The sequence below is a fragment of the Streptomyces sp. AC555_RSS877 genome, assembly GCF_019049245.1.
Taxonomy (GTDB): domain Bacteria; phylum Actinomycetota; class Actinomycetes; order Streptomycetales; family Streptomycetaceae; genus Streptomyces.
In genome coordinates this window covers 1-26,298 of record NZ_JAGMUK010000054.1, presented here as the reverse complement: position 1 = coordinate 26,298, position 26,298 = coordinate 1, and the positions used below count along the sequence as shown (strand labels likewise).

Annotated in this window: 26 protein-coding genes and 1 pseudogene; 15 read left to right on the top strand and 12 right to left on the bottom strand. The window is 71.5% G+C overall.

The window, feature by feature from the left end; genetic code table 11:
* Positions 1-19 precede the first annotated feature (19 nt).
* On the top strand, positions 20-1,282 hold the full coding sequence (locus KUM49_RS23780) for a VWA domain-containing protein (RefSeq protein WP_217238951.1): 1,263 nt from the start codon (positions 20-22) through the stop codon (positions 1,280-1,282).
* Positions 1,282-2,085, top strand: coding sequence for a hypothetical protein (locus KUM49_RS23775; protein WP_217238950.1), 804 nt, complete (start codon positions 1,282-1,284; stop codon positions 2,083-2,085). The genes KUM49_RS23780 and KUM49_RS23775 overlap by 1 nt, the downstream gene beginning before the upstream one ends.
* Before the next feature lie 50 nt (positions 2,086-2,135).
* Here KUM49_RS23775 and KUM49_RS23770 read toward each other — a convergent pair whose 3' ends face one another.
* Positions 2,136-2,762 (bottom strand): winged helix-turn-helix transcriptional regulator, encoded by a 627-nt coding sequence (locus KUM49_RS23770; protein WP_217238949.1) that lies wholly within the window; start codon positions 2,760-2,762, stop codon positions 2,136-2,138.
* A gap of 86 nt (positions 2,763-2,848) precedes the next feature.
* On the opposite strand from KUM49_RS23770, the gene KUM49_RS23765 reads away from it, so the two are divergent.
* The 6 genes from KUM49_RS23765 to KUM49_RS23740 all read left to right on the top strand — a co-directional run bounded on the left by KUM49_RS23765 (position 2,849) and on the right by KUM49_RS23740 (position 9,655).
* Complete coding sequence (locus tag KUM49_RS23765; protein WP_217238948.1) at positions 2,849-4,057, top strand: pyridoxal phosphate-dependent aminotransferase; 1,209 nt, start codon at positions 2,849-2,851, stop codon at positions 4,055-4,057.
* Between the two features lie 210 nt (positions 4,058-4,267).
* Complete coding sequence (locus KUM49_RS23760) at positions 4,268-5,455, top strand: glycosyltransferase (protein WP_254401715.1); 1,188 nt, start codon at positions 4,268-4,270, stop codon at positions 5,453-5,455.
* 187 nt (positions 5,456-5,642) lie between these two features.
* Positions 5,643-7,793: an RNA polymerase recycling motor ATPase HelR gene (gene helR, locus KUM49_RS23755; RefSeq protein WP_217238946.1), complete on the top strand. Its 2,151-nt coding sequence runs from the start codon at positions 5,643-5,645 to the stop codon at positions 7,791-7,793.
* Between the two features lie 57 nt (positions 7,794-7,850).
* Positions 7,851-8,450, top strand: coding sequence for a histidine phosphatase family protein (locus KUM49_RS23750; protein WP_217238945.1), 600 nt, complete (start codon positions 7,851-7,853; stop codon positions 8,448-8,450).
* 82 nt (positions 8,451-8,532) lie between these two features.
* Positions 8,533-9,171, top strand: a complete 639-nt coding sequence (locus KUM49_RS23745; RefSeq protein WP_217238944.1) for a hypothetical protein — start codon at positions 8,533-8,535, stop codon at positions 9,169-9,171.
* 61 nt (positions 9,172-9,232) lie between these two features.
* Positions 9,233-9,655 (top strand): thioesterase family protein, encoded by a 423-nt coding sequence (locus tag KUM49_RS23740; RefSeq protein WP_217238943.1) that lies wholly within the window; start codon positions 9,233-9,235, stop codon positions 9,653-9,655.
* A gap of 43 nt (positions 9,656-9,698) precedes the next feature.
* Here the strand turns inward: KUM49_RS23740 and KUM49_RS23735 are convergent, their stop codons facing one another.
* Positions 9,699-10,553, bottom strand: a complete 855-nt coding sequence (locus tag KUM49_RS23735) for an NAD(P)H-binding protein (protein ID WP_217238942.1) — start codon at positions 10,551-10,553, stop codon at positions 9,699-9,701.
* 97 nt (positions 10,554-10,650) lie between these two features.
* Between KUM49_RS23735 and KUM49_RS23730 the strand changes: the two genes are divergently transcribed.
* Positions 10,651-11,448 (top strand): helix-turn-helix domain-containing protein, encoded by a 798-nt coding sequence (locus KUM49_RS23730; RefSeq protein WP_308406707.1) that lies wholly within the window; start codon positions 10,651-10,653, stop codon positions 11,446-11,448.
* Between the two features lie 404 nt (positions 11,449-11,852).
* Here KUM49_RS23730 and KUM49_RS23725 read toward each other — a convergent pair whose 3' ends face one another.
* From KUM49_RS23725 to KUM49_RS23700, 6 genes are all read right to left on the bottom strand, one after another.
* Positions 11,853-13,229 carry an 8-oxoguanine deaminase gene (locus tag KUM49_RS23725; RefSeq protein WP_217238940.1) on the bottom strand — a complete coding sequence of 459 codons (1,377 nt, stop codon included), beginning with the start codon at positions 13,227-13,229 and terminating at the stop codon, positions 11,853-11,855.
* A 101-nt stretch (positions 13,230-13,330) separates the two neighbouring features.
* Positions 13,331-14,260: a factor-independent urate hydroxylase gene (gene pucL / locus KUM49_RS23720; RefSeq protein ID WP_217238939.1), complete on the bottom strand. Its 930-nt coding sequence runs from the start codon at positions 14,258-14,260 to the stop codon at positions 13,331-13,333.
* Between the two features lie 6 nt (positions 14,261-14,266).
* Entirely contained in the window at positions 14,267-14,674 is a 408-nt protein-coding gene (gene uraH / locus KUM49_RS23715) for a hydroxyisourate hydrolase (protein WP_217238938.1), read from the bottom strand.
* A gap of 27 nt (positions 14,675-14,701) precedes the next feature.
* Positions 14,702-15,211 carry a 2-oxo-4-hydroxy-4-carboxy-5-ureidoimidazoline decarboxylase gene (gene uraD, locus KUM49_RS23710; RefSeq protein WP_217238937.1) on the bottom strand — a complete coding sequence of 170 codons (510 nt, stop codon included), beginning with the start codon at positions 15,209-15,211 and terminating at the stop codon, positions 14,702-14,704.
* 163 nt (positions 15,212-15,374) lie between these two features.
* Complete coding sequence (locus KUM49_RS23705; protein ID WP_217238936.1) at positions 15,375-15,743, bottom strand: helix-turn-helix domain-containing protein; 369 nt, start codon at positions 15,741-15,743, stop codon at positions 15,375-15,377.
* Positions 15,740-16,021 (bottom strand): thiamine-binding protein, encoded by a 282-nt coding sequence (locus KUM49_RS23700; RefSeq protein WP_217238935.1) that lies wholly within the window; start codon positions 16,019-16,021, stop codon positions 15,740-15,742. Before KUM49_RS23700 ends, KUM49_RS23705 begins: the two co-directional genes overlap by 4 nt.
* Positions 16,022-16,332: 311 nt before the next feature.
* On the opposite strand from KUM49_RS23700, the gene KUM49_RS23695 reads away from it, so the two are divergent.
* The 4 genes from KUM49_RS23695 (at position 16,333) to KUM49_RS23680 (ending at position 19,556) form a co-directional block, all read left to right on the top strand.
* Positions 16,333-17,172, top strand: a complete 840-nt coding sequence (locus KUM49_RS23695) for a TIM barrel protein (RefSeq protein WP_217238934.1) — start codon at positions 16,333-16,335, stop codon at positions 17,170-17,172.
* A 43-nt stretch (positions 17,173-17,215) separates the two neighbouring features.
* Positions 17,216-18,133 carry a 2-hydroxy-3-oxopropionate reductase gene (locus tag KUM49_RS23690; protein ID WP_217238933.1) on the top strand — a complete coding sequence of 306 codons (918 nt, stop codon included), beginning with the start codon at positions 17,216-17,218 and terminating at the stop codon, positions 18,131-18,133.
* 407 nt (positions 18,134-18,540) lie between these two features.
* Complete coding sequence (locus tag KUM49_RS23685) at positions 18,541-18,786, top strand: hypothetical protein (protein WP_217238932.1); 246 nt, start codon at positions 18,541-18,543, stop codon at positions 18,784-18,786.
* 176 nt (positions 18,787-18,962) lie between these two features.
* Positions 18,963-19,556, top strand: a complete 594-nt coding sequence (locus KUM49_RS23680; protein WP_217238931.1) for a TIGR04222 domain-containing membrane protein — start codon at positions 18,963-18,965, stop codon at positions 19,554-19,556.
* Positions 19,557-19,663: 107 nt separating this feature from the next.
* Here KUM49_RS23680 and gcl read toward each other — a convergent pair whose 3' ends face one another.
* Positions 19,664-21,448 (bottom strand): glyoxylate carboligase, encoded by a 1,785-nt coding sequence (gcl, locus tag KUM49_RS23675; protein WP_217238930.1) that lies wholly within the window; start codon positions 21,446-21,448, stop codon positions 19,664-19,666.
* A 192-nt stretch (positions 21,449-21,640) separates the two neighbouring features.
* On the opposite strand from gcl, the gene KUM49_RS23670 reads away from it, so the two are divergent.
* Positions 21,641-22,330, top strand: a complete 690-nt coding sequence (locus KUM49_RS23670; protein ID WP_217238929.1) for a hypothetical protein — start codon at positions 21,641-21,643, stop codon at positions 22,328-22,330.
* 50 nt (positions 22,331-22,380) lie between these two features.
* On the top strand, positions 22,381-22,893 hold the full coding sequence (locus KUM49_RS23665) for a GNAT family N-acetyltransferase (protein ID WP_217238928.1): 513 nt from the start codon (positions 22,381-22,383) through the stop codon (positions 22,891-22,893).
* On the opposite strand, the gene KUM49_RS23660 is transcribed toward KUM49_RS23665, so the two are convergent.
* The 3 genes and pseudogenes from KUM49_RS23660 to KUM49_RS23650 form a co-directional block, all read right to left on the bottom strand.
* The gene (locus KUM49_RS23660) at positions 22,890-24,017 is read right to left on the bottom strand and encodes an NADAR family protein (RefSeq protein ID WP_217238927.1); all 1,128 of its coding nucleotides are present in this window, start codon (positions 24,015-24,017) and stop codon (positions 22,890-22,892) included. The two genes, KUM49_RS23665 and KUM49_RS23660, sit on opposite strands and share 4 nt — an antisense overlap.
* A 21-nt stretch (positions 24,018-24,038) precedes the next feature.
* Positions 24,039-25,631: an AMP-binding protein gene (locus KUM49_RS23655; protein WP_217238926.1), complete on the bottom strand. Its 1,593-nt coding sequence runs from the start codon at positions 25,629-25,631 to the stop codon at positions 24,039-24,041.
* A pseudogene (locus KUM49_RS23650) lies at positions 25,628-26,298 on the bottom strand (AMP-binding protein); the annotation flags it as partial. The pseudogene KUM49_RS23650 and the gene KUM49_RS23655, both read right to left, overlap by 4 nt.

The following is a 26,298-nucleotide window of genomic DNA, read 5'->3' as shown; positions in this document are numbered from 1 at the left end:
TGATCAATAGGATCCGCCGATGATCACAAGTAAACGGCTGGCGGCGGGAGTGTGCGCCCTGCTCGCCGCCCTGACGGCCGGGATCGCCTTCCCGGTCGCGGCCCTCGCCGGCGAACCGACCGGCGAGACCACCCCCCAGGTCGACCTCGTCCTCGACGTCAGCGGCTCCATGCGGACCCGGGACATCGACGGCGGGACGCGCATGGCGGCCGCGAAGCAGGCGTTCAACGAGGTGCTGGACGCCACGCCCGAGGACGTCGACCTGGGCATCCGGACCCTCGGTGCCAACTACCCCGGCGACGACCAGAAGACGGGCTGCAAGGACACCGCGCAGCTCTACCCGGTCGGCCCGCTGGACCGCACCGAGGCCAAGACGGCGGTGGCGACCCTCGCCCCCACCGGCTGGACGCCGATCGGCCCCGCCCTCCTCAAGGCGGCCGGCGACTTCGACGGCGACGGCTCCAAGCGGATCGTGCTCATCAGCGACGGCGAGGACACCTGCGCCCCGCTCGACCCGTGCGAGGTGGCCCGCGAGATCGCCGCCAAGGGCATCGGGCTGACCATCGACACTCTCGGCCTGGTCCCGAACGCCAAGATGCGGCAGCAGCTCAGCTGCATCGCCGAAGCGACCGGCGGGACGTACACCTCGGTGGAGCACACCGACGAACTCACCGACCGGGTCAACCAGTTGGTGGACCGCGCCGCCGATCCAGTGGTGGTGCCGGTGGCCGTGGAGGGCGCCGCCCGGTGCGCCGAGGCGCCGACCGTGAAGTCCGGTCTGTACACCGACCGCGAGGAGTTCGGGCAGCAGCGCTGGTACCGGGTGGACGTCGAGCCCGGCCAGGAGCTGCGCGCCTCGGTGAGCGTGGGCGCCGACCGGGCCGTGAACCCCTCCTACGGGGTGCTGTTGCGGGCGGTCACGGCGCACGGCCGCGAGATCGTGCGCGGGGAGGCCGCGGGCGACGGCCGCACCGACGTGGTCTCGACGGGGCTGCGGTACCCCGAGGCGGAGAGCGACGAGGAGGACGCGCCGGCCGAGGCCGTGTGTCTCCAGGTCACCCACTCCTTCTCCGCCGCCTCCGGTGTGAAGACCACGCCGGGTCTGCCGCTGGAACTGACCGTCGACGTGGTGGACGGGCCGTCGCCGGCGAGCGACGTGGCCTCCTTCGGCCTCGGGCGCGGCTGGTGGCTGCTCGGCGCGCTGATCCTCACCGGTTTCCTCGCCGGTCTGGTCTGGGGCTGGCTGTCACGCTGGCGGCTCGCGGTCTGGAGGACCAACTGATGCGGATCACCCGCGCGTTCAGCGCTTCCCTGCTGATGCTCGGCCTCGCGGCCGCGCCGGCCGCGGCCGACTCCTCGCCCACTCCCTCGGCTTCGACGGACGGCGGGGCGCCCACCGAGGCGGGCACCTCCTTCCGTACGGCGACCGAGATCGAGCAGGGCCGGACGGCCACCGCGAACGGCTCCGCGGGCGACTACCTGTACTGGTCGTTCCCCGCGGACGCCGGGCAGCGCCCCACCGTCAGGGCGACGGTGAAACTGCCCGAGACGCACGCCGCCGAGACCTGGCAGATCGACGTGTACGACGGTCTGCGCCGCCGCCAGGCCTGCCAGTACGGGGCGCAGACGCGCGGCGCGGCGGCGGACGCGGCCTCCGTGGAGCTGGCCTGCGTCCTGCGCACGGTCCGCGCCTGGTCGGAGCCGTGGGCGAACGACCCGCTGCCCGGGACGTACTACGTCCGCCTCACGGCCGTCGGCCTCACCACGGCCGACCTGGGCCTGCCGGTCGAGACCGAACTCCGGGTCGACTCCAAGGACATCGGTGGTTCGGCCGCGGTGGACGGCTCGCTCGGCGAACCCCTGGTGCCGGGCATCGCGGTCACCTCCGAGACCGACGAGGACGACGCGTCCGCCTCCGCCGTGCTGTCCAGCATCGAGCCGGACGACGGCTGGTCCTCCGGCTGGTGGTCCGACCGGTGGGTGTGGACCGCGCTCGGTGGCGTTCTGGCCGCGCTCGCGGGGGTCGGCGGGTACTCGCTGACGCGCGGGTCGGGGCGGCCGTCGCGGGTGCCGCCAGGTGCCTGATTGACCGTCAAGAGGCCTGCCGTGCTTCGGCACGGCGGGTCTTTTCGCGTTCAGGCCTCGCGCAGCTCCTTCGCGAGAGCACCCTCGCCCGTCACCTCGATACGGCCGGCGCGCACCGCCTCCGGCACGCTCAGCTCCCCCCGGCCGACCGCCAGGCACGTCCCGGTGTCCAGGACCAGCCGCGCGTCGGGCTCCGCGGGAGCGGGCCCGTCGCCGTACACGGGACCGTCCTCGGCGCCGACGTACAGATGGAACTCGCCCTCCTCGAGCCGTACTTCGACGAGTCCCTCGCCTTCCAGCGCCCGCAGGAGCGGCAGCGCGAACCAGTGCGCCCGTACGGCGTCCGTGGGCCGCCGCTCGCCCAGCTCGGCCTGCCCCCAGCGCCCCAGCGCCTGGAGCACCGGCAGCAACTCGCGTCCCCGTGAGGTCAGTTCGTACACGAACGCCGCACCGGGCGGCGGCAGCCTGCGCCGGGTCGTGAGGCCGTCCCGTTCCATGTCCTTCAGCCGCGAGGCGAGTACGTCCGTGCTGACGCCCGGCAGGTCGGCGTGCAGGTCGGTGTAGCGGCGCGGACCGGCGAGCAGCTCCCGGACGATCAGGAGTGTCCAGCGGTCGCCGACGACATCGAGCGCCCGGGCGGCGGAACAGTACTGGTCGTAGCTTCGGCGTGGTGACATGCGACGCAGTCTAGACATGTCGTTGGACTTTCCAAGCTCGAACTTGGTAAAACCAAGCAACACCACAACCGGAGGGGCGTAAGCGCATGGAGTTCCGGCAGTCGAGCAAGCTGAGCGAGGTCTGTTACGAGATCCGCGGTCCGGTGATCGAGCACGCCGACGCGCTGGAGGCGGCGGGCCACAGCGTGCTGCGGCTGAACACCGGCAATCCCGCGCTGTTCGGCTTCGAGGCGCCGGAGGAGATCCTCCAGGACATGATCTGGATGCTGCCCCAGGCGCACGGTTACACCGACTCGCGCGGTGTCCTGTCCGCCCGCCGGGCGGTCGCCCAGCGCTACCAGACGCTCGGCCTGGAGGTCGGCGTCGACGACGTCTTCCTCGGCAACGGCGTCTCCGAGCTGGTCTCGATGGCCGTACAGGCGCTGCTGGAGGACGGCGACGAAGTCCTCATCCCCGCCCCGGACTTCCCCCTCTGGACCGCGGTGACGACCCTCGCCGGCGGCAAGGCCGTGCACTACCTGTGCGACGAACAGGCCGACTGGTACCCCGACCTGGACGACATGGCGTCGAAGATCACGGACCGTACCAAGGCCGTGGTCATCATCAACCCGAACAACCCGACCGGTGCCGTCTACCCGAAGGAGATCGTCGAGGGCATCCTCGACCTGGCCCGCCGGCACGGCCTGCTGGTCCTCGCCGACGAGATCTACGACCAGATCCTGTACGACGACGCCGTGCACCACTCGGCCGCGGCCCTCGCCCCCGACCTGGTCGTCCTGACCTTCTGCGGCTTGTCCAAGACGTACCGGGTGGCGGGCTTCCGCTCGGGCTGGATGGTCGTCACCGGTCCTCGGCAGCACGCCCGCGACTACCTGGAGGGCCTGACGATGCTGGCCTCCATGCGGCTGTGCGCCAACGCTCCGGCCCAGTACGCCATCCAGGCCGCGCTCGGCGGCCGGCAGTCCATCCGCGAGCTGACCGAGCCGGGCGGACGTCTGCACGAGCAGCGGACCGTGGCCTGGGAGAAGCTCAACGAGATCCCCGGTGTGTCCTGCGTGAAGCCGAAGGGCGCGCTGTACGCGTTCCCGCGTCTCGACCCCAAGGTCCACAAGATCCACGACGACGAGAAGTTCGTCCTCGACCTGCTGCTGCGGGAGAAGATCCAGGTGGTGCAGGGCACCGGCTTCAACTGGCCGACCCCCGACCACTTCCGCATCCTGACCCTCCCCTACGCGGACGACCTGGAGGCGGCCATCGGGCGGATCGGGCGGTTCCTGAGCGGGTATCGGCAGTAGCGCCGCCGACGGTGGCGTCATCCGCGCCTCGCCCCTGGAGGCGCGACGCACTCCCCGCCACTTACAACGTATAGCGCACGGGGGGGCTTGCGGCAAGGCCCCGGTCATGCCGCAGAATCGCCGACCTGAGCTGGAAATCCACGGAAAACTGGGAGCCGCGAAGTGCGCGTGTTGTTGTCGACGTACGGGTCGCGCGGGGACGTCCAACCGATGGCGGGACTCGCGGTGCGGTTGCGGGAACTCGGCGCGGAGGTTCGGGTGTGCGCGCCGGCGGACGAGGAGTTCGCGAAGCTGCTGGCCGGTGTCGGCGTGCCGCTGCTGCCCGTCGGTCCGTCGGCGCGCGCGCTGACGAAGGCGGCGCCGCCGCCGTCGTCCCTGCCTCAGCGCGCCGCCGAAGTGATCGCCGCCCAGTTGGACGCGGTCACCGCGGCGGCCGAGGGATGCGACGTGCTGGTGTCGACCGGCATGATCTCGGCGGCGGCCGGAGCGCGGTCGGTGGCCGAGAAACTGGGCATCCCCTCCGTGTCCGTGACCTTCCAGCAGCTCACCCTGCCGTCGCCGCGGCGCCGGCCGCTGGCGTATCCGGGCCGGCCGCTCCCGCCGGAGGTGACCGACACCAGGGTGCTGTGGGACCTGGACGCCCAGAGCATCAACACCCTGTTCGGTGAGGCGCTCAACACCAACCGGGCGTCGATCGGCCTGCCCCCGGTGGCCGACGTCCGCGACTACGTCATCGGTGACCGGCCGTGGCTGGCGACGGACCCGGCCCTGGACCCGTGGCAGGAGACGCCCGACCTCGACGTCGTACAGACCGGCGCGTGGACCCTGCCGGACGAGCGCCCGCTCCCGGCCGACGTGACGGCGTTCCTGGACGCCGGCACACCACCGGTGTACGTGGGCTTCGGCAGCATGCCCATGGGCGCGTCACCGGACGCCGCCCGGGTGGCCATCGAGGCGGTCCGTGCGCAGGGCCGCCGCGCCCTCGTCTCCCAGGGCTGGGCCGACCTGGGTCTGATCGACGACCTCGCCGACTGCCTCCCTGTCGGCGAGGTCAACCATCAGGCACTGTTCGGCCGGGTGGCCGCGGTCGTGCACCACGGCGGCGCGGGGACGACGACGACGGCCGCCGGGGCCGGGGCGCCCCAGGTCGTGGTTCCCCAGATCGCGGACCAGCCGTACTGGGCCGGCCGGGTGGCCGAGCTGGGCATCGGTGCCGCACACGACGGTCCGGCTCCGACGTTCGAGTCCCTGTCGGCAGCCCTCGAAGCGGCCCTGGCTCCCGAGACCGGCGCACGGGCGAGGGGCCTGGCCGGCACCATCCGCACCGACGGGGCGACGGTGGCCGCCAAGCTGCTGCTCGACGCGGTCGGCCGGGAAAGGCATCCCATGTCCGGGTGAACCACGCGGGATCGTCGAGCCAGGACCCGGAACACGAGAATCTGCACACCCTGGCGACCTGAACCGACAATGGCCATGGGGTCCACGTCGCAGCGGAGCGCCGCTCGTCATGGCCACCAGGTTCGTGCCGGTCCGGACGCCTTGCCGTGCGCACTGGTCGCAAGCGACCTCATAGCGGAGTGATGACATGAACCCCCTGACCACCAGCGCGTTCGACCTTCCCGACCGACTTTCCGCCAAGGCGGACCCGGCGCTGATCGCCCGCGACGAGCAGCACTTCGCGGCCGTCGCGGAGTGCCTGGAGCAGTCGATCGCCGAAGTGTCCGACCGCCTCGACGCGGAGCGCAGGGCGCCCGGCGGCGTGGGCCGGCAGGCGATGGACCGGGACACGGAGATCCACCGGCTGACCGCGCGGCTGCGCGCCCTGCGTCGCTTCGGTCTGGACCTGTGCCTCGGGCACATGGTCGGCGCCGAGGACTCCGAGCCCGTGTACGTCGGCCGCCTCGGCCTCACCGACAGCGAGGGCCGTCGGCTGCTGCTCGACTGGCGCTCCCCCGCCGCCGAGCCGTTCTTCGGAGCCACCCACGGCAACCCGATGGGGCTGACCAGCCGCCGCAGGTACCGCTGGACCCGCGGCCGGATCAGCGACTACTGGGACGAGGTGTTCACCCCGGACGGGCTGGTCGGGCACGCCGCGCTCGACGACCAGTCCGCCTTCATCGCCAGCCTGGGCAGCAACCGGTCCTCACGGATGCGCGACGTGCTCGGCACCATCCAGGCCGACCAGGACGCCATCATCCGCGCGGGCTCCCGCGGCGCCCTCGTCGTCGACGGCGGCCCCGGTACGGGAAAGACCGTCGTCGCCCTGCACCGCTCCGCCTACCTCCTCTACGCCGACCCCCGCCTCGGTCACCGCCGGGGCGGCGTGCTGTTCGTCGGCCCGCACCGGCCCTACCTCGCCTACGTCGCCGACGTCCTCCCCAGCCTCGGCGAGGAGGGCGTGCAGACCTGCACCCTGCGGGACCTCGTCGCCGAGGGAGCCGCGGCGGCGGTCGAAGCCGACCCGGCCGTGGCCCTTCTGAAGTCGTCCGCAGACCTGGTGGAGGCGATCGAGGCGGCCGTCCGGTTCTACGAGGAACCGCCCGCCAAGGGGATGACGGTCACGACCCACTGGTCCGACATCCAGCTGAGCGCCGAGGACTGGGCCGTCGCGTTCGAGGGGGCGGAACCCGGCACTCCGCACAACGACGCGCGCGACCAGGTCCTGGAGGAACTGCTCACGATCCTGGTGGACAAGCACGAGGGCGACGACGTGCCGCCCGAGCTGCTGCGCAAGTCGCTGCGCCGGAACAGGGAGCTGCTCACGGCCTTCAACCGCGCGTGGCCGCTGCTCGAAGCGGCCGACCTCGTCGGAGACCTGTGGTCGGTCCCCGCCTACCTGCGCAAGTGCGCTCCCTGGCTCAGTCCCGACGAGGTCCGGCTGCTGCAGCGCGCGGACGCCCAGGCCTGGACGGTGTCCGACCTGCCGTTCCTGGACGCGGCACGGCAGCGGCTCGGCGACCCGGAGGCGGCACTGCGTGAGCGGCGGCGCAAGGCCTCCGTCGCCGCCGAACGCGAGCAGATGGCCAAGGTCGTCGACACCCTGCTCGCGGCCGACGACGACGGCGAAGGCGCCGTGACGATGCTGCACGGACAGGATCTGCAGGACGCCCTGGTCGACGAGACCGCACTGCCCGGACCCGACCCGGACCTGCTCGCCGGCCCGTTCGCGCACATCGTCGTCGACGAGGCCCAGGAGCTGACCGACGCCCAGTGGCAGATGCTGCTGCTGCGCTGCCCCTCCCGGAGCTTCACCATCGTCGGGGACCGGGCCCAGGCCAGGCACGGGTTCACCGAGTCGTGGCAGGAACGGCTCGAGCGGGTCGGGTTCGACCGGATCAACCTGGCCTCGCTGAGCGTCAACTACCGGACACCGGAAGAGATCATGGCGGAAGCCGAGCCGGTCATCCGGGCCGCGCTCCCGGACGCCAACGTGCCGACCTCCATCCGCAGCAGCGGCGTCCCGGTCGTCCACGGATCGGCTTCGGAGCTGAACTCGGTCCTCGACACCTGGCTCGCCGCACACGCCGACGGGATCGCCTGTGTCATCGGCGATCCCACCTTCCGGACGACCTCCCGCGTCCGGTCACTGACCCCGGAACTGTCGAAGGGGCTCGAGTTCGACCTGGTCGTCCTCATCGACCCGGAGAAGTTCGGCGACGGCATCGAGGGAACGGTCGACCACTATGTCGCGATGACCAGGGCGACCCGGCAACTCGTCGTCCTGACGAGCTCCTGAGGAGCTGGGCGAGACGTGTCGGCGGGGCCGGAGAGATGGGCTCGTAACCTGTGACGCATGGGTGATCTCTTCCTCGTCCGGCACGGCGAGACCGAGTGGTCGCGATCCGGGCGGCACACCGGCTCGACGGACGTCCCGCTGACCGAACGCGGCCGGCAGGAGGCACGGGGCCTGGTGCCGCTGATCCGCTCGCACCGGATCGGGGCCGCGTTCGTCAGCCCGCTGCAAAGGGCCCGGGAGACCGCCGAACTCATCGGACTGCACGACGTACAGGTCGACACGGACCTGCGCGAATGGGACTACGGCGGCTACGAGGGCGTCACCACCGTCGAGATCCGGCGTACCCGGCCGGACTGGTTCCTGTTCACGGACGGGGTCGTGCCCGGACCGCCCGACCACCCCGGGGAGAGTCCGGAGCAGGTGGGCGAGCGGGCCGACCGGATCCTGGCCGAGGTGGACGCGGCCCTGGCCAACACCGAGGGGGCCGTGGTGCTGGTGGCGCACGGTCACTTCCTGCGGGTGCTCACGGCCCGGCGGCTGGGGCTGCCGCCGTCGGGCGGGGCCCTGTTCCAACTGGCGACCGGGACCCTGTGCCGGCTGAGCACCGAACACGGGCGGCCGGTGATCGCCGGGTGGAATGTCAGACCCGGGTCGTAGTCTTCGAAAGGGCTGATCGTGCTGCCGGCCGCGGCGGTGCGGGAGCCCTTCGACCAGGCTGTTCGACGGGGAGGAGCACGCCGTGACAAGACCGCCCACCGCCGCGCAGCGGCGTGTCATCGACGCCGCCGATCCGGTGACCGGCCGGCTGAAGGGCACCGAGACGCAGCTCGCCGCGCTGGTGAAACGAGGTCTCGCCTTCCGGCATCCGAGGCCGCCCCACGACCACTTCCTGACACCGGCGGGGCACCGGATCCGGGAGGCACCCCCGGAAACCGCCGCCGCCTCTGCCGGGCCCTCCCTCGACCCACCCCCGTCAGCCGGCGTCTTCACCGCCCGCATCGGCGGCGACGAGGAGCCGGACACCGGCCCCGGACGCGTCCGGGAGGTCCACAGCGCCTGGCAGGGGCTGCTGGAACTGCGCCGGATGACCAACCAGGACGGTGCGACGGACCGGCCGTGCGGCTGGGAGCGCGCGCATCTGGTGCAGGCCGCCGCGCTCGCCCTGGAAGCGGCGGGGCACCGCCCGCAGGGGCGGGACGCGCGGGGCTACCGGGTGCGGGCGACCCCGCAGCCGGAGGCCGTCGCCGTGCACGCGCCGGACGTCGGACAGCTGCGGGCCTGCGCCGCCACGCTGGAAGGGGCGGGCTGGCAGGTCGGCGAGCACACCGAGCCGCGGACGAGAGACCGGTATCTGCTGGCCTCCCCCCGCCGAACCTGATGAACATGCCAAGATCGGTCGATCAGGTCGTCCACGACGAGCACAACGAGAAGGGGGAGCCGTGAGCGAACCGTTTTCCGTCCCGGTGACCGTCCGCGGGTATGAGACGGACGTGCAGGGTCACCTCAACCAGAGCGTGTACCTCAACTACGCGGAGCACGCGCGCTGGTCGCTGCTCCGGGCTGCCGGAATCAGCCAGGCCGGTCTCATCGGCAAGGGTGTGGGCCCGGTGGCCCTGGAGACCACCATCCGCTACCGGCGCGAGTTACTGGCGGGCGACGAGGTCGAGGTGACCTGCGCCTTCCACTGGGGCGAGGGCAAGACGTTCCGGATCGAGCAGACGATCCGCAAGACCGACGGCACGGTGGCGGCCGAGATCACGGCGGTCGGTGGCCTGATGGACCTCAAGAAGCGCAAGCTGGTGGCGGATCCACGCGAGCAGTTCAAGGAGCTGGCGTCCGACCCGAGCCTGTTCGGGCTCTGAGAAACAAGGCCGAGCCCGTGCGTCTCCCGCCGCCGCCTGCCCGTCAGGCCCCGGCGAAGACGCCCTTGTGGTCCTCCACCCACTGCCGGTACGACCGCGCCGGTCGCCCCAACGCCTCCCGTACGTCGTCGGTGACGCGCGCGTTGCCGCCCTCGCGGGCGAACAGGAGGCCGCCCAGGACGCTCTCCACAGCCGCCGCGTCCAGCCCCGAGGCCGCCAGCTGTTCGCGGATCCGGTCCGGCGAGAGGCCGAGCGTCGTGACCGGGCGTCCCACGACGGCGGCGACCTCGGAGGCCTGGTCGGAGACGGTGATCGCCTCGGGCCCGGTCAGCGTGTACGTCCGCCCCGAGTGCCGGGAGCCGGTCAGCGCCTCGACGGCCGCCTCGGAGACGTCACGCGGGTCTACGACCCCCTGTCGGCCGTCCCCGGTCATGTCGGGCACAGGCCGGCCCGCCCTCACCGCTTCCGCCCAGCCGAGGGTGTTCGAGGCGAAGGAGGACGGCCGCAGGATCGTCCACTCCGAGCCGCCTGCGCGCAGTGCCTGCTCACCCGGAAGATGCCAGGTGCCGAAGGGGCCGTAGTCGGGATCGCCGGTACCGATGGAGGAGAGCTTCACGATCCGGCGGACGCCCGCCGTCCGCGCTCGCTCGACCAGCCGGGCGTCCCGCCCACCGTCGGCCGGTCCGAGTACGGCCACCAGGAACACGGCCGTCGCCCCGGCCAGCGCCGCGTCCACGGACCGCGGGTCGAGAAAGTCCCCGCGCACCACCTCCACACCCGCCGGCACCTGGGCCTTCGCCGGGTCACGGGTCATGGCGCGCACCTTCTCGCCACGCGCCGCGAGCTGTCGTACGACTTCACTGCCGATGGTGCCCGTGGCACCGGTCACTAGGATCATGGGTTCAACGCTGACGGTCGGCCGCCCCCGGTCGCTAGGAAATTCCGGCACGGTTGTGAGGCCCGCGCGAGGGGGGCCTGCGCCTACCGTGGGGAGGGTGACGAATGCCCTCCCCGAGCGCGCTGTGACCGTTCCCGCCGCCCTGCGTCCCTGGATCAGCGGTATCGAGTCGGTGGGCGTCGGGGAGAAGTTGCCGCCGTCGTTCGCCCATGTGCCGGACACGGCGACGAAGTTGGTCGTACGGGTCGAGGCGGACGGCCGGCGTGACGCCCTGGTCGTCGGACCCCGCACCCGTGCCGCGTACTACGCGGACGGCGGCCGTCGCGTGGCGTCCTGCGTCCAGGTGAGCCTGGGGCCGGGCACAGTGCGCCCGTTGCTCGGCACACCGGCGGTCGACCTCGTCGGGCGAGCCGTACCGCTGGGCTCGTTGCCGTCCGGAACGGCACGGCAACTCGCTGCGGAGATCACGGGGTTGGCACCGGAGGAGATGGTGGCGTATCTGACGGAACTGCTGCCGGAGCTGCCGGTGGCCGACCGCTCGCGCACCCGCCTGCTGCGATCCGCCGTCGACGCCCTGTCGACGCGGCCGGGCCGCGCCCCCGCACAGGTCAAGGACGTGGCCCGGGAACTCGCCGTCAGTGAGCGGCAGTTGCGCAACCTCTTCACGGAGGGCGTGGGCCTGTCCCCCAAGCACTACGCCCGCATCGACCGCGTGCGTCAGGTGCTGACCGAGGCACCCGGTGCCGCCTGGGCGGAACTGGCCGCCGCCACCGGCTACTACGACCAGTCGCACATGACGTCCGACTTCCGCACCCTGATGGGGGTGCCGCCGAGGTCGTACTTCACCGGACGGCTGCCGGACCCCCAGCCCTGCCAGGCGTTCCGCCGGGGGTGAGGCCCACGATCGTGCACGGTTCGTGCGGGACCGGGACCGGGACCGGTGGCCGGGACCGGGACCGGTGGCCGGGACCGGGACCGGTGGCCGGGACCGGTGGCCGGTGGCCGGTGGCCGGTGGCCGGGACCGGTGGCCAGTGGCCGGGACCGGTGGCCAGTGGCCGGGACCGGTGGCCAGTGGCCGGGACCGGTGGCCAGTGGCCGGGACCGGTGGCCGGTGGCCGGTGGCCGTTCCGGGGCCGAGACCGGTGGCCGTTCCGGGACCGGGACCGGTGACCGTTCCGGGGCGCGCACTTCCATGCGCGCCCCGGACACGGCCGCCGTGGACCCCGCTCGGGTCCACGGCCACCGGTCGGGAGCCGTCCCTCTCGACCGGAGATCAGGTGCCGTACGCCGGTCCGGTGTCAGCGTCCGGCGATCTCCGCCAGCCGCCGCGCCTCGGTGCGCGTGGAGCGGGCGATCGCGTCCTCGTCGGCGGTGAGCAGCCGGCTGTTCTCGACGATCTGGCGGCCGTTCACGAAGGAGGCGGTGACCGGGGCCGCCGCGCCGAAGACCAGGGCGGTCACCGGGTCGGCGATGGAGGCGTGGGCCAGTGTGTCCAGGTTCCACAGCACGAGGTCGGCGAGCTTGCCGGGTTCAAGGGAGCCGATCTCGGCGCTGCGGCCCAGGACCTGGGCGCCGCCGTACGTTCCGAGGCGCAGCGCCTGCCGGGCGTTCAGGGCGGCCTCGCGGTGGGCGCCGAGGCGGTTGATGAGCAGGGCGTTGCGCAGTTCGGTGTGGAGTTCGCCGGACTCGTTGGACGCCGTGCCGTCGACGCCGAGGCCGACCGGGACGCCGGCGGCGAGCATGTCCGGGACCCTCGCGATCCCCGCCGCCAGCCGGGCGTTGGAGGACGGGCAGTGGGCGACACCGGTCTTCGTGCGGGCGAAGGCGGCGATGTCGGAGTCGTTCATGTGGACGCAGTGCGCCATCCACACGTCCGCGCCAAGCCAGCCGGTGGACTCGAAGTAGTCGGTCGGGCCCATGCCGAACAGTTCCTTGCAGAACTGCTCCTCCTCCACGGTCTCCGAGCCGTGGGTGTGCAGCCGCACCCCGAGGTGGCGAGCCAACTCGGCGCCCTGCGTGAGGAGTTCGGTGGAGACGGAGAAGGGCGAGCAGGGCGCCACGGCGACCTGGGTCATCGCGTCGAAGGAGGCGTCGTGGTGCTGCCGCACGGTCTCCTCGGTCGCGGCGAGGGCACCCTCCAGGGTCTCGACGGCGAAGTCCGGGGGCAGGCCGCCGTCCTTCTCGCTGCGGTCCATGGAGCCACGCGCGAGGGTGAAGCGGACGGCCATATCGCGGGCGGCACCGATGATCGCGCCGGACAGGTCGCCGGAGCCGTGCGGGAAGACGTAGTGGTGGTCCATGGCGGTGGTGACACCGCCGCGGGCCATCATCGCGAGCGAGCCCTGTGCTGCCGCGCGGACCATCTGCTCGTCGATGCGCGCCCAGGTCGGGTACAGCGCGACGAGCCAGTCGAAGAGGTTGTGGTCGGTGGCCAGGCCCCGGGTGATCCACTGGTAGTAGTGGTGGTGGGTGTTGACCAGGCCGGGGGTCACGAGGTGGCCGGTGGCGTCGATCCTGCGTACGACGTTCTCCAGGCCCTCGGGGGCCTTGCCGGCGCCCAGCGCCTCGATGCGATTGCCGGCGACGACCACGTGGCCGTTCGCGTACTCGGTGTCGTCGGCGTCCACCGTCGCGATCGCACAGTTCTCGATGACGATGCGCTGGGGTGCTGCCATGGTTCGTCCTTTTCGCTGGGGGGGAGTGGGCACGGCAGGACCCGGGGATTTGAGTGCCGCGGCCCGCACAGGCGGGCCGCGGGTGCCGCAGATGGCGTCGGTCAGGGGCTGGTGAGGTCCACCGGGATCTTCGCCTCGCAGCCGTCCCGCAGGACGGTCGCCTCGATCAGGCCGTACGGGCGGTCGGCCGCGAAGTACACCTCATTGTCGTTCTTCAGCCCGAAGGGTTCGAGGTCGACGAGGAAGTGGTGCTTGTTCGGCAGCGAGAAGCGGACCTCGTCGATCTCGCTGCGGCTGTCGATGATCCGCGAGCCCATCTGGTACAGGGTCTGCTGCAGCGACAGCGAGTACGTCTCGGCGAAGGCCTGGAGCATGTGCTTCCTCACCTGCTCGTAGGACGTCTCCCAGTCGGGCATGCCCTGCTCGTCGTCACACCAGTTGAAGCGCCAGCGGGCGGCGACCTGGGTGGCCAGGATGCGGTCGTACGCCTCGGGAAGCGTCGTGTACTCGTCCTTGACGTAGCCCCAGAACTCGGAGTCGGTCGAGTTCATCACGACGAGGTCCTTGAGGCCCGAGACGACCTCCCAGGACTCGCCGTCGTACGTGATCTGGGTCAGCCGGGTCTCCTGGCCCTTGCGTGCGAAGGAGTGCGCTCCCTTCCCGGAGTGCTCGATCCGCTCCCAGGCGTACTCCTCGATGCGGATGCGCGCCGTCTTGATCGGCTGCTGACTCGTGACGAAGTGCCGGGCCAGGTGGATGCCGAACTGCTCGGCGGACTCGATGCCGTGCTCCTTGGCGAAGGCGTACACGGTGTTCTTGGTGGTGTCGGTCGGCAGCACGTTGGCGTTCGAGCCGGAGTAGTGGACGTCTTCCATGTCGCCGGAGAGCGCCACGGAGACGTTCAGGTCCTTGATGTGGTGGGTGGCGCCGTCCCGCGTGATCTTCACGACTCGGTTCTCGGCCTTGCCGTACTGGTTCTGGCCCAGGAGCACAGGGCGGCCAGGGCGGGCGGGGCGGGAAACGTCTGTCATCTTCTGCTAGCTCCCTCGGTAAACGGAGTAGCCGAACGGGTTGAGCAGCAGCGGTACGTGGTAGTGCTCGCCGGGTGTGACGGCGAACGTGATCGCCACCTCCGGGAAGAACACCCCAGGGCCGCTGTCCCGATTCGCGGGGGCGTCCTGCTGCGCATCGGCTTGCTGGTTCTCGACTTGGGTCTCGAAGTACGGCTCCACGGCAAAGTCGAGCCGTACGTGTGTGGTGCCCTCCGGCAGCGCCGGCAGGTCCTTGCACCGTCCGTCCGCGTCGGTCGCGGAGCCGCCGAGCGCCTGCCAGTCCGCCTCGCGCCCCTGCCGGGCGGAGAGCTGGACGGCGACTCCCCGGGCGGGGCGGCCGATGCTGGTGTCGAGGATGTGCGTCGACACCGAGGCGGTGGTGCTGGTGCTCATGCTGCGTCAGTCCTCTTCGGGTCTTCGTCAGTCTTCTTCGACGATGCGGGCCAGTCGGATACGGTTGATCTTGCCCAGCTCGGTGCGGACGATCTCCCGCTCCTGCTCCGGCGCGTTGCCGATCCGCTCCTTGACCGCGTCGCGCATCTGCTCGCCGGTCCGGCCGGTGGCACAGATCAGGAAGACGTGGCCGAACTTCTCCTGGTACGCCAGGTTCAGCTCCAGCATCTGCGCCCTGAGTTCCTCGGAGGCGCCGGCCATGCCGCGCTGTTCCCGCGCCGAGGTGGGGTCGCCCGGCTTCGGACGGCCGATCGGCGGGTGCCCGGCCATGGCCTCGGCGAGGTCCTGGGCGCTCAGCTCGGCCATCGCGGCGTCACTGGCGGTGTAGAGGTCTTCGGCGGTGGCGTAGGGGCGGGCGGCGAGCAGCTGCTCGGCCCATGCCGTGGAGGCGCACGCCTCGTGGAGGGCGGCGAAGGCCGCGTGTTTCTCCAGGGCGTTGAACCGGGCCAGGCCCGGGGGCGTGGAAGTCGACGTCACGGGAGCCTCCGTGGCCGCGAACGGCCTTCGTACTGATCGGGCTGCCGCCAGCTAACGCCCTCCGGAAGAGCGCGTCAACACTTTGTTGAAAATTCCGGGTTACAGAGCCCGCCGAGCCGGGCGATCGGGCCCCTTGCCCCGCGAGCGCGACCTCGTCGGGGCCTCAGCTCCCCTTCTCACGGTTGAGGTAGTTGTAGACCGTGAAGCGGCTCACGCCGAGCGCGCTCGCCACGGTCTCCACGCCGTGCCGTACGGAGAAGGCGCCACGCGCCTCCAGTATGCGTACGACCTCCTGCTTGGCCTTGCGGTCCAGGTCGGCGAGGGGCTTGCCCTTCTTGCGCTCCATGGCGGCCAGGATGTGGTCGAGGGAGTCGGCGAGCTGCGGCAGGCGCACGGCGACGACGTCGGCACCCTCCCAGGCCAGCACGACGTCATCGGGGCCGGCCTCGTCCGGCGGGACCAGCTCGCCGCCCATCGCGTCGACCAGCGGCTTCACTGCCGTGATGAAGGGTTCGTCTCCGGTGCCGGTCACTTCCGACCCTTCCCGGTGACGCTCTCGCCGGCCTCGTGCTCGCCGATCACGTTGAGCTGGAGAGAGATCCGGGTGGCGCCGGACTCCAGGGTCCGGCGCAGCAGGGCGTCCACGGCGCTCAGCACGGCGTCGGCGCCGCCCTCAGCCGTGTTGCCGAACGGTCCGACGTCCACCGCGTCCAGTTCGGCCGCCTCGACGACCTCGCGGGCCACCAGGGCGTGCGCGGGCGCCTCATCGAGGTCGAAGGGCTCGGTCGTGAACTCGACTCTCAATCGCACTGTGCCCCCATAGCGGCTCTGACCTGCATGTTCTCCCACCCCTCCAAGAGAGAGGGCACCTGCGGGGCACATCCGGGACACCTTGCGCATCGCGCCGTCCCGGTCGCTCCGAGACGACCTTAACGGACGCACCCGCGGCGATCGGCGGGGCGCCGACAAGTACTCGGGCGGGGAGCCGACAAGGCTCCGACAGGGGGTGCTTTTTCGTGGACGGCTCTTGACAGCCCTCCACAGCTCCAGGCAATCTTCCATTAAGCAGAAATAAACTTCCGCAATACGAAATTACGAATGAGCAAGGGGGCGCCACCCCGATGGGCTTCGCAGACCAGCGCTTCAACGTCAACCTGTCGATCCTCTTCACGGAACTCCCGCTCCTGGAACGCCCCGCGGCCGCCGCCGCGGCCGGCTTCACCGCGGTCGAGCTGTGGTGGCCCTGGATCGACTCCCCCACCCCCGAGCGGTCCGAACTCGACGCCCTCAGGAAGGCGATCGAGGACGCGGGCGTCCAGCTCACCGGGCTGAACTTCTACGCCGGACAGCTGCCCGGCCCCGACCGGGGTGCCGCGTCGGTCCCGGGCGAGGAGTCGGAACGGTTCCGCGCCAACATCGACGTGGCGGCCGGTTTCGCCGAGTCGCTGGGCTGCAAGGCCCTCAACGCGCTGTACGGCAACCGTGTCGTGGGCGTGGACCCGGCCGAGCAGGACGCGCTCGCCCTGGAGAACCTGGTGCTCGCGGCCCGGGCGGCCGACCGCATCGGCGCGATCCTGCTGATCGAGGCCCTGAACAAGCCCGAGTCGCCGCTGTACCCGCTGGTGAGCGCACCCGCCGCCGTGGGGATCGTCGAAAAGGTCGACCAGGCGTCCGGGCTCGGCAACGCACGCTTCCTGATGGACCTGTACCACCTGTCGAGGAACGGCGAGGACCTGCCGTCGGTGATCGAGCGGTACGCCGCGGTAACCGGCCATGTGCAGATCGCCGACAACCCCGGTCGCGGTGCACCGGGTACGGGCTCGCTCCCCCTCGAAGACCTCCTCGACCAGCTCGGCAAGGCCGGCTACGAGGGCTGGGTCGGCCTGGAGTACAAGCCGGGCGACCGTCCGAGCGCGGAGGCGTTCGACTGGCTGCCGGCCGGGGCCCGAGCCGCCCGCTGAGCGGCAGTTCACAGACGCGGAAAGCAGTGAGAGAGGCATTCTCATGACCACGAACCTCGCAGATCCCTCCCACCCGACCCGCCCGGCGATTGCCTGGATCGGCCTCGGGATCATGGGCTCCCCCATGTCCGAGAACCTGATCAAGGCGGGTTACGACGTCACCGGCTTCACGCTGGAGCAGGACAAGCTCGACCGGCTGGCCGCCGCCGGCGGCACCCCGGCCGGCTCGATCGCCGAGGCCGTCAGGGACGCCGACGTCGTGATCACGATGGTGCCCGCCTCCCCGCAGGTCGAGGCCATCGCGTACGGCCCGGACGGCATCCTGGAGAACGCGCGGTCCGGGGCGCTGCTGATCGACATGTCCTCGATCACCCCGCAGACCTCCGTGGATCTCGCGAAGGCCGCCGGGAAGAAGGGCATCCGGGTCCTGGACGCACCCGTGTCCGGCGGCGAGGCGGGTGCCGTCGAGGCCGTGCTGTCGATCATGGTCGGCGGCGAGCAGGCCGACTTCGACGAGGCGGAGCCGGTCTTCGACGTGCTCGGCAGGACGATCGTGCTGTGCGGCCCGCACGGCTCGGGCCAGACCGTGAAGGCAGCGAACCAGCTGATCGTCGCCGTGAACATCCAGGCGTGCGCCGAGGCCGTGGTCTTCCTGGAGAAGTCGGGCGTGGACCTGAAGGCCGCCCTCGCCGTCCTCAACGGCGGACTGGCCGGCTCCACCGTGCTGACGCGCAAGAAGGACAACTTCCTGAACCGCGACTTCAGGCCGGGCTTCCGTATCGACCTGCACCACAAGGACATGGGCATCGTCACGGACGCCGCCCGCAACGTCGGCGCGGCACTGCCCGTCGGTGCCGTGGTCGCCCAGCTGGTCGCCAGTCTGCGTACGCAGGGCGACGGCGGCCTCGACCACTCGGCGCTGCTGCGGTCGGTGGAGCGCCTGTCCGGCGCCCAGGTCTGACGCCCCTCCTTGACACCCTCCCCCAAGCTCCGGGCGGCGTCGGCGCTGACAACTGTCCTGTCGCGCCCAGGCGTCGGCGCCGCCCGGAATCCACTCCAGCGTGCCCACAACTCCCTGCCCGCGCCCGGCCATCGGCGACCCGGATGAGGGGTGGTCGACCGGTCATACGGGCGCGGGCAGGGCCGGGATCGCGGCGGCGTGCGAGCCAGTGCGGTGGTGAAGGACCGGGGACCCTCTTCTCGACCTGAGGGAAGGGCGTCCCGGGCTCCGTCGCAACCGCCGCGGTCCCAGGATCCCCGGTGAGCGCCGGATGCGGACGGTCCCGCTTTCGGCGCTCACCGGCGTTTCCGGGACGTGCGGGGGCACTCCGGGGTGCGGATCCGTCCCGCCCGCAGGAGCCTGAAGGCATGGCACCTCCGGCACACCCCACGCAGCATCCGCACATCGTGGTCCACGCCCCCGCCCTGGACGGCTCCCGGCGTGTGACCTGGGACGACGAGAACCTCGGCGTCGCCTCGCACCTGGACGACGTGGTCGAGTTCCTGCGCCTCGCTGACCTCGACCAGGTCGAGGTCGAGGAGAGCGACATCATCGAGTGGCAGGGCGGCGGCCCCGACGACTGGCCGGGACTCTCCGAGCACCACGAGCAGTGAGCCCGCGCAGCCCTGTACCGCCCACGTACGCCACCGGTCGTAGGCGGGCTACGGAACCCTCGAATGCCCCTCTGAACCCGGCCCCGGAGGCTTCACCCGCCCCCGGGGCCGGGCACATTCTCATGAGGCGGGGCCCGCCGGCACGGGGGCGGCGGGCTCCGTGCGAGGGGGGTGTCATGGACAGCGGTACGACGGTCAGGCTGGAGCCGCACGAGGTCGCACTGCTGCGGGGCGGTCCCCGCGCCGCCGTCACGGTCGCCGTGCTCGCCCTGTATCTGCGGGGCGCCGCCGACGCCGGCCGACCGGGGACGGTACGGGTCTCGGGGGAGCTTTCGGGCGCGGGGCATGCCCTGTCCGCCCTTGACCAGGCCGTGTACGCCGCCCTGCAACAACCCGCGGGAATCCGGGAGTTGTCGGGGCGTCCGGCCGTACGTCAGGAGGTGAGCGCGGTGCGGGCCGGACTGGTCGCCGCCGGCCTGTTGCGCGCCCTTCCGCCGCGCCGGACCCGCGCCGCCCGGCACGCTCTCGCCGCCCTGCGTGCCCAGCACCCGCTCCCCGCCCGCCGGAAGGGTCTGCCGACGGCCGATGCCCTGTTCCGGGTCGCCCTGCACGGCGACCCGGCCCTCGCCGCTCTCGCTCCACGCTTCGCCATGCGGGCCGGGCTGACCGCTCGGGTCGAGGTGGCGGACACTCGGCCGCTTCGGCACTCCGCCCGCAATCCCGGCGGCGCCGGTTGGGGCTGTGGGGGCGGGGACGGCGGCCCGGGCTGAGGGCCGAGCACCGCGCCCCACGCCGCTCGCCGCGCACGCGAACGGGCGGCCCATCCCCCGGCTGGGCCGCCCCCTGAGTGACTGACGGCAGTGCTGCCGCCCGGTCGTCAGACCTTCAGTGTTCTGATCGAGGTCGGGGCGTGCCCCGGTTCGGTCGCGATCTCCTCGAACTCGACGACGTTGCTGATGTCGTTGGTGGTGGACATGGAGATGTTGGTGACGCGCTCCAGGATCGCCTCGACGACGACCGGCACCTGGAACTCGGCGGCGAGCTTCTTCGCCTGTTCGAAGGCGGCGCCGAGTTCGGCCGGGTCGGTCACCCGGATCGCCTTGCAGCCGAGGCCCTCGACGACCTTGACGTGGTCGACGCCGTAGACGCCCAGTTCCGGAGAGTTGATGTTCTCGAACTCCAGGTTGACCTGGAAGTCGATGTCGAACGCCCGCTGCGCCTGGCGGATCAGGCCCAGGTAGGAGTTGTTGACGAGGACGTGGACGTACGGGATCTTGTGCTGCGCGCCGACCGCCAGCTCCTCGATCATGAACTGGAAGTCGTAGTCGCCGGAGAGGGCGACGACCTGCGCCTCGGGGTCGGCCTTGGCGACGCCCAGCGCGGCCGGGATCGTCCAGCCGAGGGGGCCGGCCTGGCCGCAGTTGATCCAGTGGCGCGGCCGGTAGACGTGCAGCATCTGGGCGCCGGCGATCTGCGAGAGGCCGATGGTGGAGACGTACCGGGTCTGGGGGCCGAAGGCCTTGTTCATCTCCTCGTAGACGCGCTGCGGCTTGATCGGGATGTCGTCGAAGTGCGTACGGCGCTGGAGCGTGGCCTTCTTCTCCTGTGCGGCGGCCGCCCACGCGGAGCGGTCGGGCAGCCGGCCCGCGGCCTGCAACTCCTTCGCCACCTGCACGAACAGTTCCAGTGCGGCCTTCGCGTCGGAGGCGATGCCGTAGTCCGGGGCGAAGATCCTTCCGATCTGGGTGGGTTCGACGTCGACGTGGACGAACGTCCGGCCGGCCGTGTAGACGTCGAGCTTGCCGGTGTGGCGGTTGGCCCAGCGGTTGCCGATGCCGAGGACGAAGTCGGACTCCAGGAAGGTCGCGTTGCCGTAGCGGTGGGAGGTCTGCAGGCCGACCATGCCGGCGTTCAGCTCGTGGTCGTCGGGGAGCACCCCCCAGCCCATGAGCGTCGGGACGACCGGCACTCCCGTCAACTCGGCGAATTCCAGCAGCAGTTCGGCCGCGTCGGCGTTGATGACACCGCCGCCGGCGACGATCAGCGGGCGCTCGGAGGCGTTCAGCATCCCGAGCGCCTTCTCGACCTGGGCGCGGGTCGCGGCGGGCTTGTAGACCGGGAGCGGCTCATAGGCGTCCGGGTCGAACTCGATCTCCGTCAACTGGACGTCGATCGGCAGGTCGATCAGGACCGGGCCAGGGCGGCCGGAGCGCATGAGGTGGAATGCCTGCTGGAAGACGCCGGGGACCTGCGCGGCCTCCAGGGCGGTGACCGCCATCTTCGTCACCGGTGTGGCGATGGAGGCGATGTCGACGGCCTGGAAGTCCTCCTTGTGGATCACGGCGGTCGGGGCCTGGCCCGTGATGCACAAAATCGGGACGGAGTCACCGAGGGCCGAGTACAGGCCGGTGATCATGTCGGTGCCGGCCGGCCCGGAGGTACCGACGCAGACGCCGATGTTGCCCGGGCGGGTGCGGGTGTAGCCCTCGGCCATGTGCGAGGCGCCCTCCACGTGCCGGGCGAGGGTGTGGCGGATGCCGCCGGAGGCCTTGAGCGCCGCGTAGAAGGGATTGATCGCCGCGCCGGGGACACCGAACGCGTCGGTGACGCCCTCACGCCTGAGAATCTCAACTGCCGCGCGGGCAGCGGTCATTCGAGCCATCGAGTACTCCTGCTTCGGCTGTCGGATACGCACTCCCGTCGCGCCCCGCGGTGAGCACTTCCCGTTGACTTCGCTTTCCGTATTTCGATATGTTTCCGCAATGCGGAAATTTACTTCTACTATCTGGAAGTAATGTAGGTGGGTCGACGAAGGCCGTCAAGAGACGGACAAGCGGGGGCGGTCTGGAGGAGCATGAGTGCCATGTCCGAGAGCGTGCCGGTGCGCTGCCCGGCCTGCAGACGTGAGCACTTCTACGAGGCGCCCTCGTATCCGTGCGTGTGCGGGGCGCCCGTCGCCCCCGCGCTCGACGAGCACGGGACGGCCACCGCGGTCGCCCACCGTGCCTGGGACGAGGACTGGGTCGTCGTGCGGTGCGACGCCTGCGGGCGCCGGAACCAGTGGCCGTATCCGGAGCTGGGCTGCTCCTGCGGGACGATGCTGCGCGTCCCCGTGGCCGCGGCGTCCGCCGCGGCGAGTCCCCGAGCCGCGGCCCCGGCCGGGCGCCGCGCCTTCCAGCCCGTCACGATCCGTACCGCCCGCGACGCGGTCACGGCCGCGGCCCTGTATCTGCGCTGGCTCGGTTACCGGGACATCCGCCGCGCCGACCAGCGGCCCCCGGCCGGCGTCGGCCTGGCCGCGCGCGGGCTGCTGGCCCAGGTCGACCCGACCGTGCGCCCCGCTTCCCTGCGGGACGTGGAGTGCCTGTGGCTGACGGCCATGACGGAGTCCACGGCATGCGTGTACTTCTCCCTCGCCGGGTTCTCCCCCGACGCCCGCACCCGCGCCGAGGCACTGGCCGTCCCGCTGTTCGTCCTCGACCTCACCGGCACCCCGCAGGCTGTGAACAGCCACGCCGACGAGCTGGACGCGGCGGGAGCGTAGCCCTGCTTGACCAGTCGCGCCGGACACGCCCGCCGCCCGACACTCGGCGGATGCGCATCCGCCCCGCCACCGCCGCCGAACTCCCCCTCCTCCAGGACATCGAACGCGCCGCCGGCGCCCCCTTCAGGGGCCTCGGCATGGCGGCGGTCGCCGAGGACGAGCCGCCCGCTCCGGACGTCCTGGAGCGGTACCGCCGGGCGGGTCGCGCCTGGGTCGCCGTCGACGAGGTTGACCGCCCGGTCGCCTATCTCCTCTGCGAACCGGTGGACGGCGCGCTCCACGTCGAGCAGGTCTCCGTCCACCCCGACGCCGCCCGCCGGGGCGTGGGCCGGGCCCTCCTCGCGTACGCGGCCGACCGGGCCCGCGAGGAAGGCCTGGCCGGGCTCACGCTCACCACCTTCGCCGAGGTGCCGTGGAACGCGCCGTACTACTCCCGCCTCGGCTTCCGCGTGCTGGACGAGGCCGAACTCACTCCCGGCCTGCGCGCGGTCCGCGCCCATGAGAGGGAGCTGGGCCTCGACCGCTGGCCACGCGTGTGCATGCGGCTGTCGGACGGCTGCTAGGCCATGCCGATCCCGGCTCGCTCGGCGTGCAGTTCGGAGCGGACGAGTTCCAGGAGGCGGCCGCTCCAGTTGCGGCCGCGGCCGCCGTTGTCGCCCCAGTAGCCGGAGTCGCCGTCGTCGTAGAGGATCGTCGCGTCGTCCGTGCCCAGGAGGACCCGGGCCAGGTGCGGGTGCTGGGCGAACTTGGCCCGCATCAGTCGGGTCATGACGGCCGTACGGGCCTGTTCCCAGCCCTCGCGCCGGGGGGCCTCGGCGGCCAGATTCCGGGCGGCGTGAACCCGGTCCGCCACGGCGATCGCGGCCCGGGTGTCGGCGTCGGAGGTCGACAACGCCCAGTAGGCGTGCGCGACGGAGGGGTAGGTGACCCCGTCGACATCCACGGGGGCCGGGTAGTTGTTGCGCAGGGCCCGCGTGTCCGGGTCGTCGGACGACTTCAGCGGGTATCTCTCGGAGAGCTTGATCGCGTGCGCGACCGGAGTCACCGGCCCGTCCACCGGCACCCGTGAGGACCGCTTCGCGATCCACTCCGCCCGGTCCTCGAAGTAGTCGACGGCCTCGTCGTACTCCTCCTGCGTGACCGGGTCCTCGCCGCCGTACGGCCGGGACTCCACGCGCCCGCCCGGTCCGGCCACCAGGACCTGGAGCGGCCAGTCCTTGCGGTCCATGTCGCCGAGCGCGTAGTGCCGCTGCGTCTCGGGGATGGCGAGGTAGGCGGCGCGCGCCACGGCCCTGTTCTCCTCGGTGCGGTCGGCGAGGAACGCGTCGACGGCGTCCAGGCACCGGTCCCTCGAGTCCGGGCGCCCGTTCAGCTGGTCCACGGTGTCGCGCACCTCGGCGAGCAGCAGCTCGGGGGTGTACCAGCTGCACGGCTCGCTGAACTTCCATGCGGCGAGCTCGTGTCCGGACGCCCTGGCGCCCTCCGGGAGGTCGGTGGCGACCCATCCGCAGCGCAGCTTCTCCTCGAACTCCGCCAGCGTGACCAGACCCCAGCAGTCGATCAGCCCGTCCGCGTAGATGAACAGGTCTGTCAGGTAGTAGTCGCCGTTGCGGATGAAGACGTGCCGCCAGGTCCCGGGTACTCGTATGCCGTCCGCCGTGCGGAAGGTGTTGCGTCTGCCGATCATCGCGACAGTCTGACGGACCCGTCAGTTGCCCGCCGCGTGTTTTTCCCGCAGTTCGATCTTGCGCACCTTCCCGGAGACCGTCATCGGGAAGGAGTCCATGACCTGGAGCCGGCTGGGGATCTTGTAGTGCGCCAACCGCCCGTCGCAGAAGTCACGCAGCTCCTCCAGCGTCACCGGGTCGGCCGGGTCCCGCGCGATGACACAGGCCAGGACCTCCTCGCCGTAGCGCTCGTGGGGTACGCCGACGACCTGGACGTCCGCGATCTTCGGATGGGCGTGGAGGAACTCCTCGATCTCGCGGGGGTAGATGTTCTCGCCGCCCCGGATGATCATGTCCTTGATGCGGCCGACGATCTCGACGTAGCCGTCCTCGCGCATCACGGCCAGGTCGCCGGTGTGCATCCAGCGGGCGGGATCGACGGCCTCGGCGGTCTTCGCGGCCTCGTTCCAGTAGCCGAGCATCACGCTGTACCCGCGGGTGCACAACTCGCCTGCCTCTCCCCGGGGCCGGGTGACGCCGTCCGCCGGGTCGACGACCTTGACCTCGATGTGCGGCAGGACGCGCCCGACCGTGGCCGTGCGGTGTTCCAGGTCGTCGTCCGTCCGCGTCTGGAGGGACACCGGGGAGGTCTCCGTCATGCCGTAGCAGATGGACACCTCCGCCATGTGCATCTCGGCGACGACCCGTTTCATGACCTCCACCGGGCAGGGCGAGCCGGCCATGATGCCGGTGCGCAGGGAGGTCAGGTCGTACGTCGCGAAGTCGGGGAGGTTCAGCTCCGCGATGAACATGGTCGGGACGCCGTACAGGGAGGTGCAGCGCTCCTGCTGGACCGCGCGCAGGGTCGCCGCCGGGTCGAAGGACGGGGCCGGGATGACCATGCAGGCGCCGTGTGAGGTCGCGGCCAGATTGCCCATCACCATGCCGAAGCAGTGGTAGAAGGGCACCGGGATGCAGATCCGGTCCTGCTCGGTGTAGTCGAGCAACTCGCCCACAAAATAGCCGTTGTTGAGGATGTTGTGGTGGGAGAGCGTGGCCCCTTTGGGGAAGCCCGTCGTACCCGAGGTGTACTGGATGTTGATCGGATCGTCGCAGGACAGGTCCTCGTGGGGAACAGGGACTCCGCGTCCGGTCAGCGCGTCCCAGCTCGGGTCGCCGATGTACACGACGTCACGCAGCTCCCGGCAGCTGCCCCGCACTTGCTCGACCATCGCCCGGTAGTCGCTGCTCTTGTGCCCGAGGGAGGCGAAGAGCAGGGAGATCCCGGCCTGCTGGAGGACGTACTCGACCTCGTGCGTGCGGTAGGCCGGGTTGATGTTCACCATGATCGCGCCGATGCGGGCGGTGGCGTACTGGACGAGCACCCACTCGGGGCAGTTGACGGCCCAGATGCCCACCCGGTCGCCCTTGGCCACGCCGGCGGCGAGCAGTGCGTAGGCCAACTCCTCGACGTCCGCGCCGAATCGAGCGTAGGTCCAGCGCCGCCCGGAGGGCACGTCGACCAGCGCCTCGCGGTCCGGCCAGGTGGCCACCGCCCGGTCCAGGTTGGCCCCGATCGTGTCGCCGAGCAGGGCCGTCCCGCTCGTTCCGTGGGTGTACGACGGCTTGCTCACCGGAAGTCCTCCTCGCGGTACTCGGCGTCCGAGCCGGCCGCCGTGGCCTCGCGCAGCTCGATACGGCGGATCTTGCCGGAGACGGTCTTGGGCAGGGGCGCGAACTCCAGGCGGCGAATGCGCTTGTAGGGCGCGAGCGCCTGCCGGGCGTGCTCGAAGAGGACCTTCGCGGTGTCGGGGCCGGGCTCCCAGCCCTCCGCCAGCACCACGTAGGCCTTCGGAACGGCGAGCCGCAGCTCGTCCGGCGCGGGCACGACGGCCGCCTCCGCGACCGCCTCGTGCTCCAGCAGCGCGCTCTCCAGCTCGAAGGGGCTGATCTTGTAGTCGGAGGCCTTGAAGACGTCGTCGGCCCGCCCGACGTAGGTGATGTAGCCGTCGGCGTCGCGCGCGCCGATGTCCCCGGTCCGGTAGTAGCCGCCGGCCATCGCCTCCGCCGTACGGTCGGGGTCGCCGTGGTAGCCGGTCATCAGGCCGACCGGGCGGGTCGACAGATCGAGCGCGATCTCGCCCTCGGCCGCGCCCGGCGCCCCCGACACGGAGTCGAGGAGTTCGACGCGGTAGCCGGGGCCGGGGCGGCCCATGGAGCCGGTCTTGAGGGGCTGGCCGGGGCTGTTGGAGACCTGGACGGCGGTCTCGGTCTGCCCGAAGCCGTCCCGGATGGTCACGC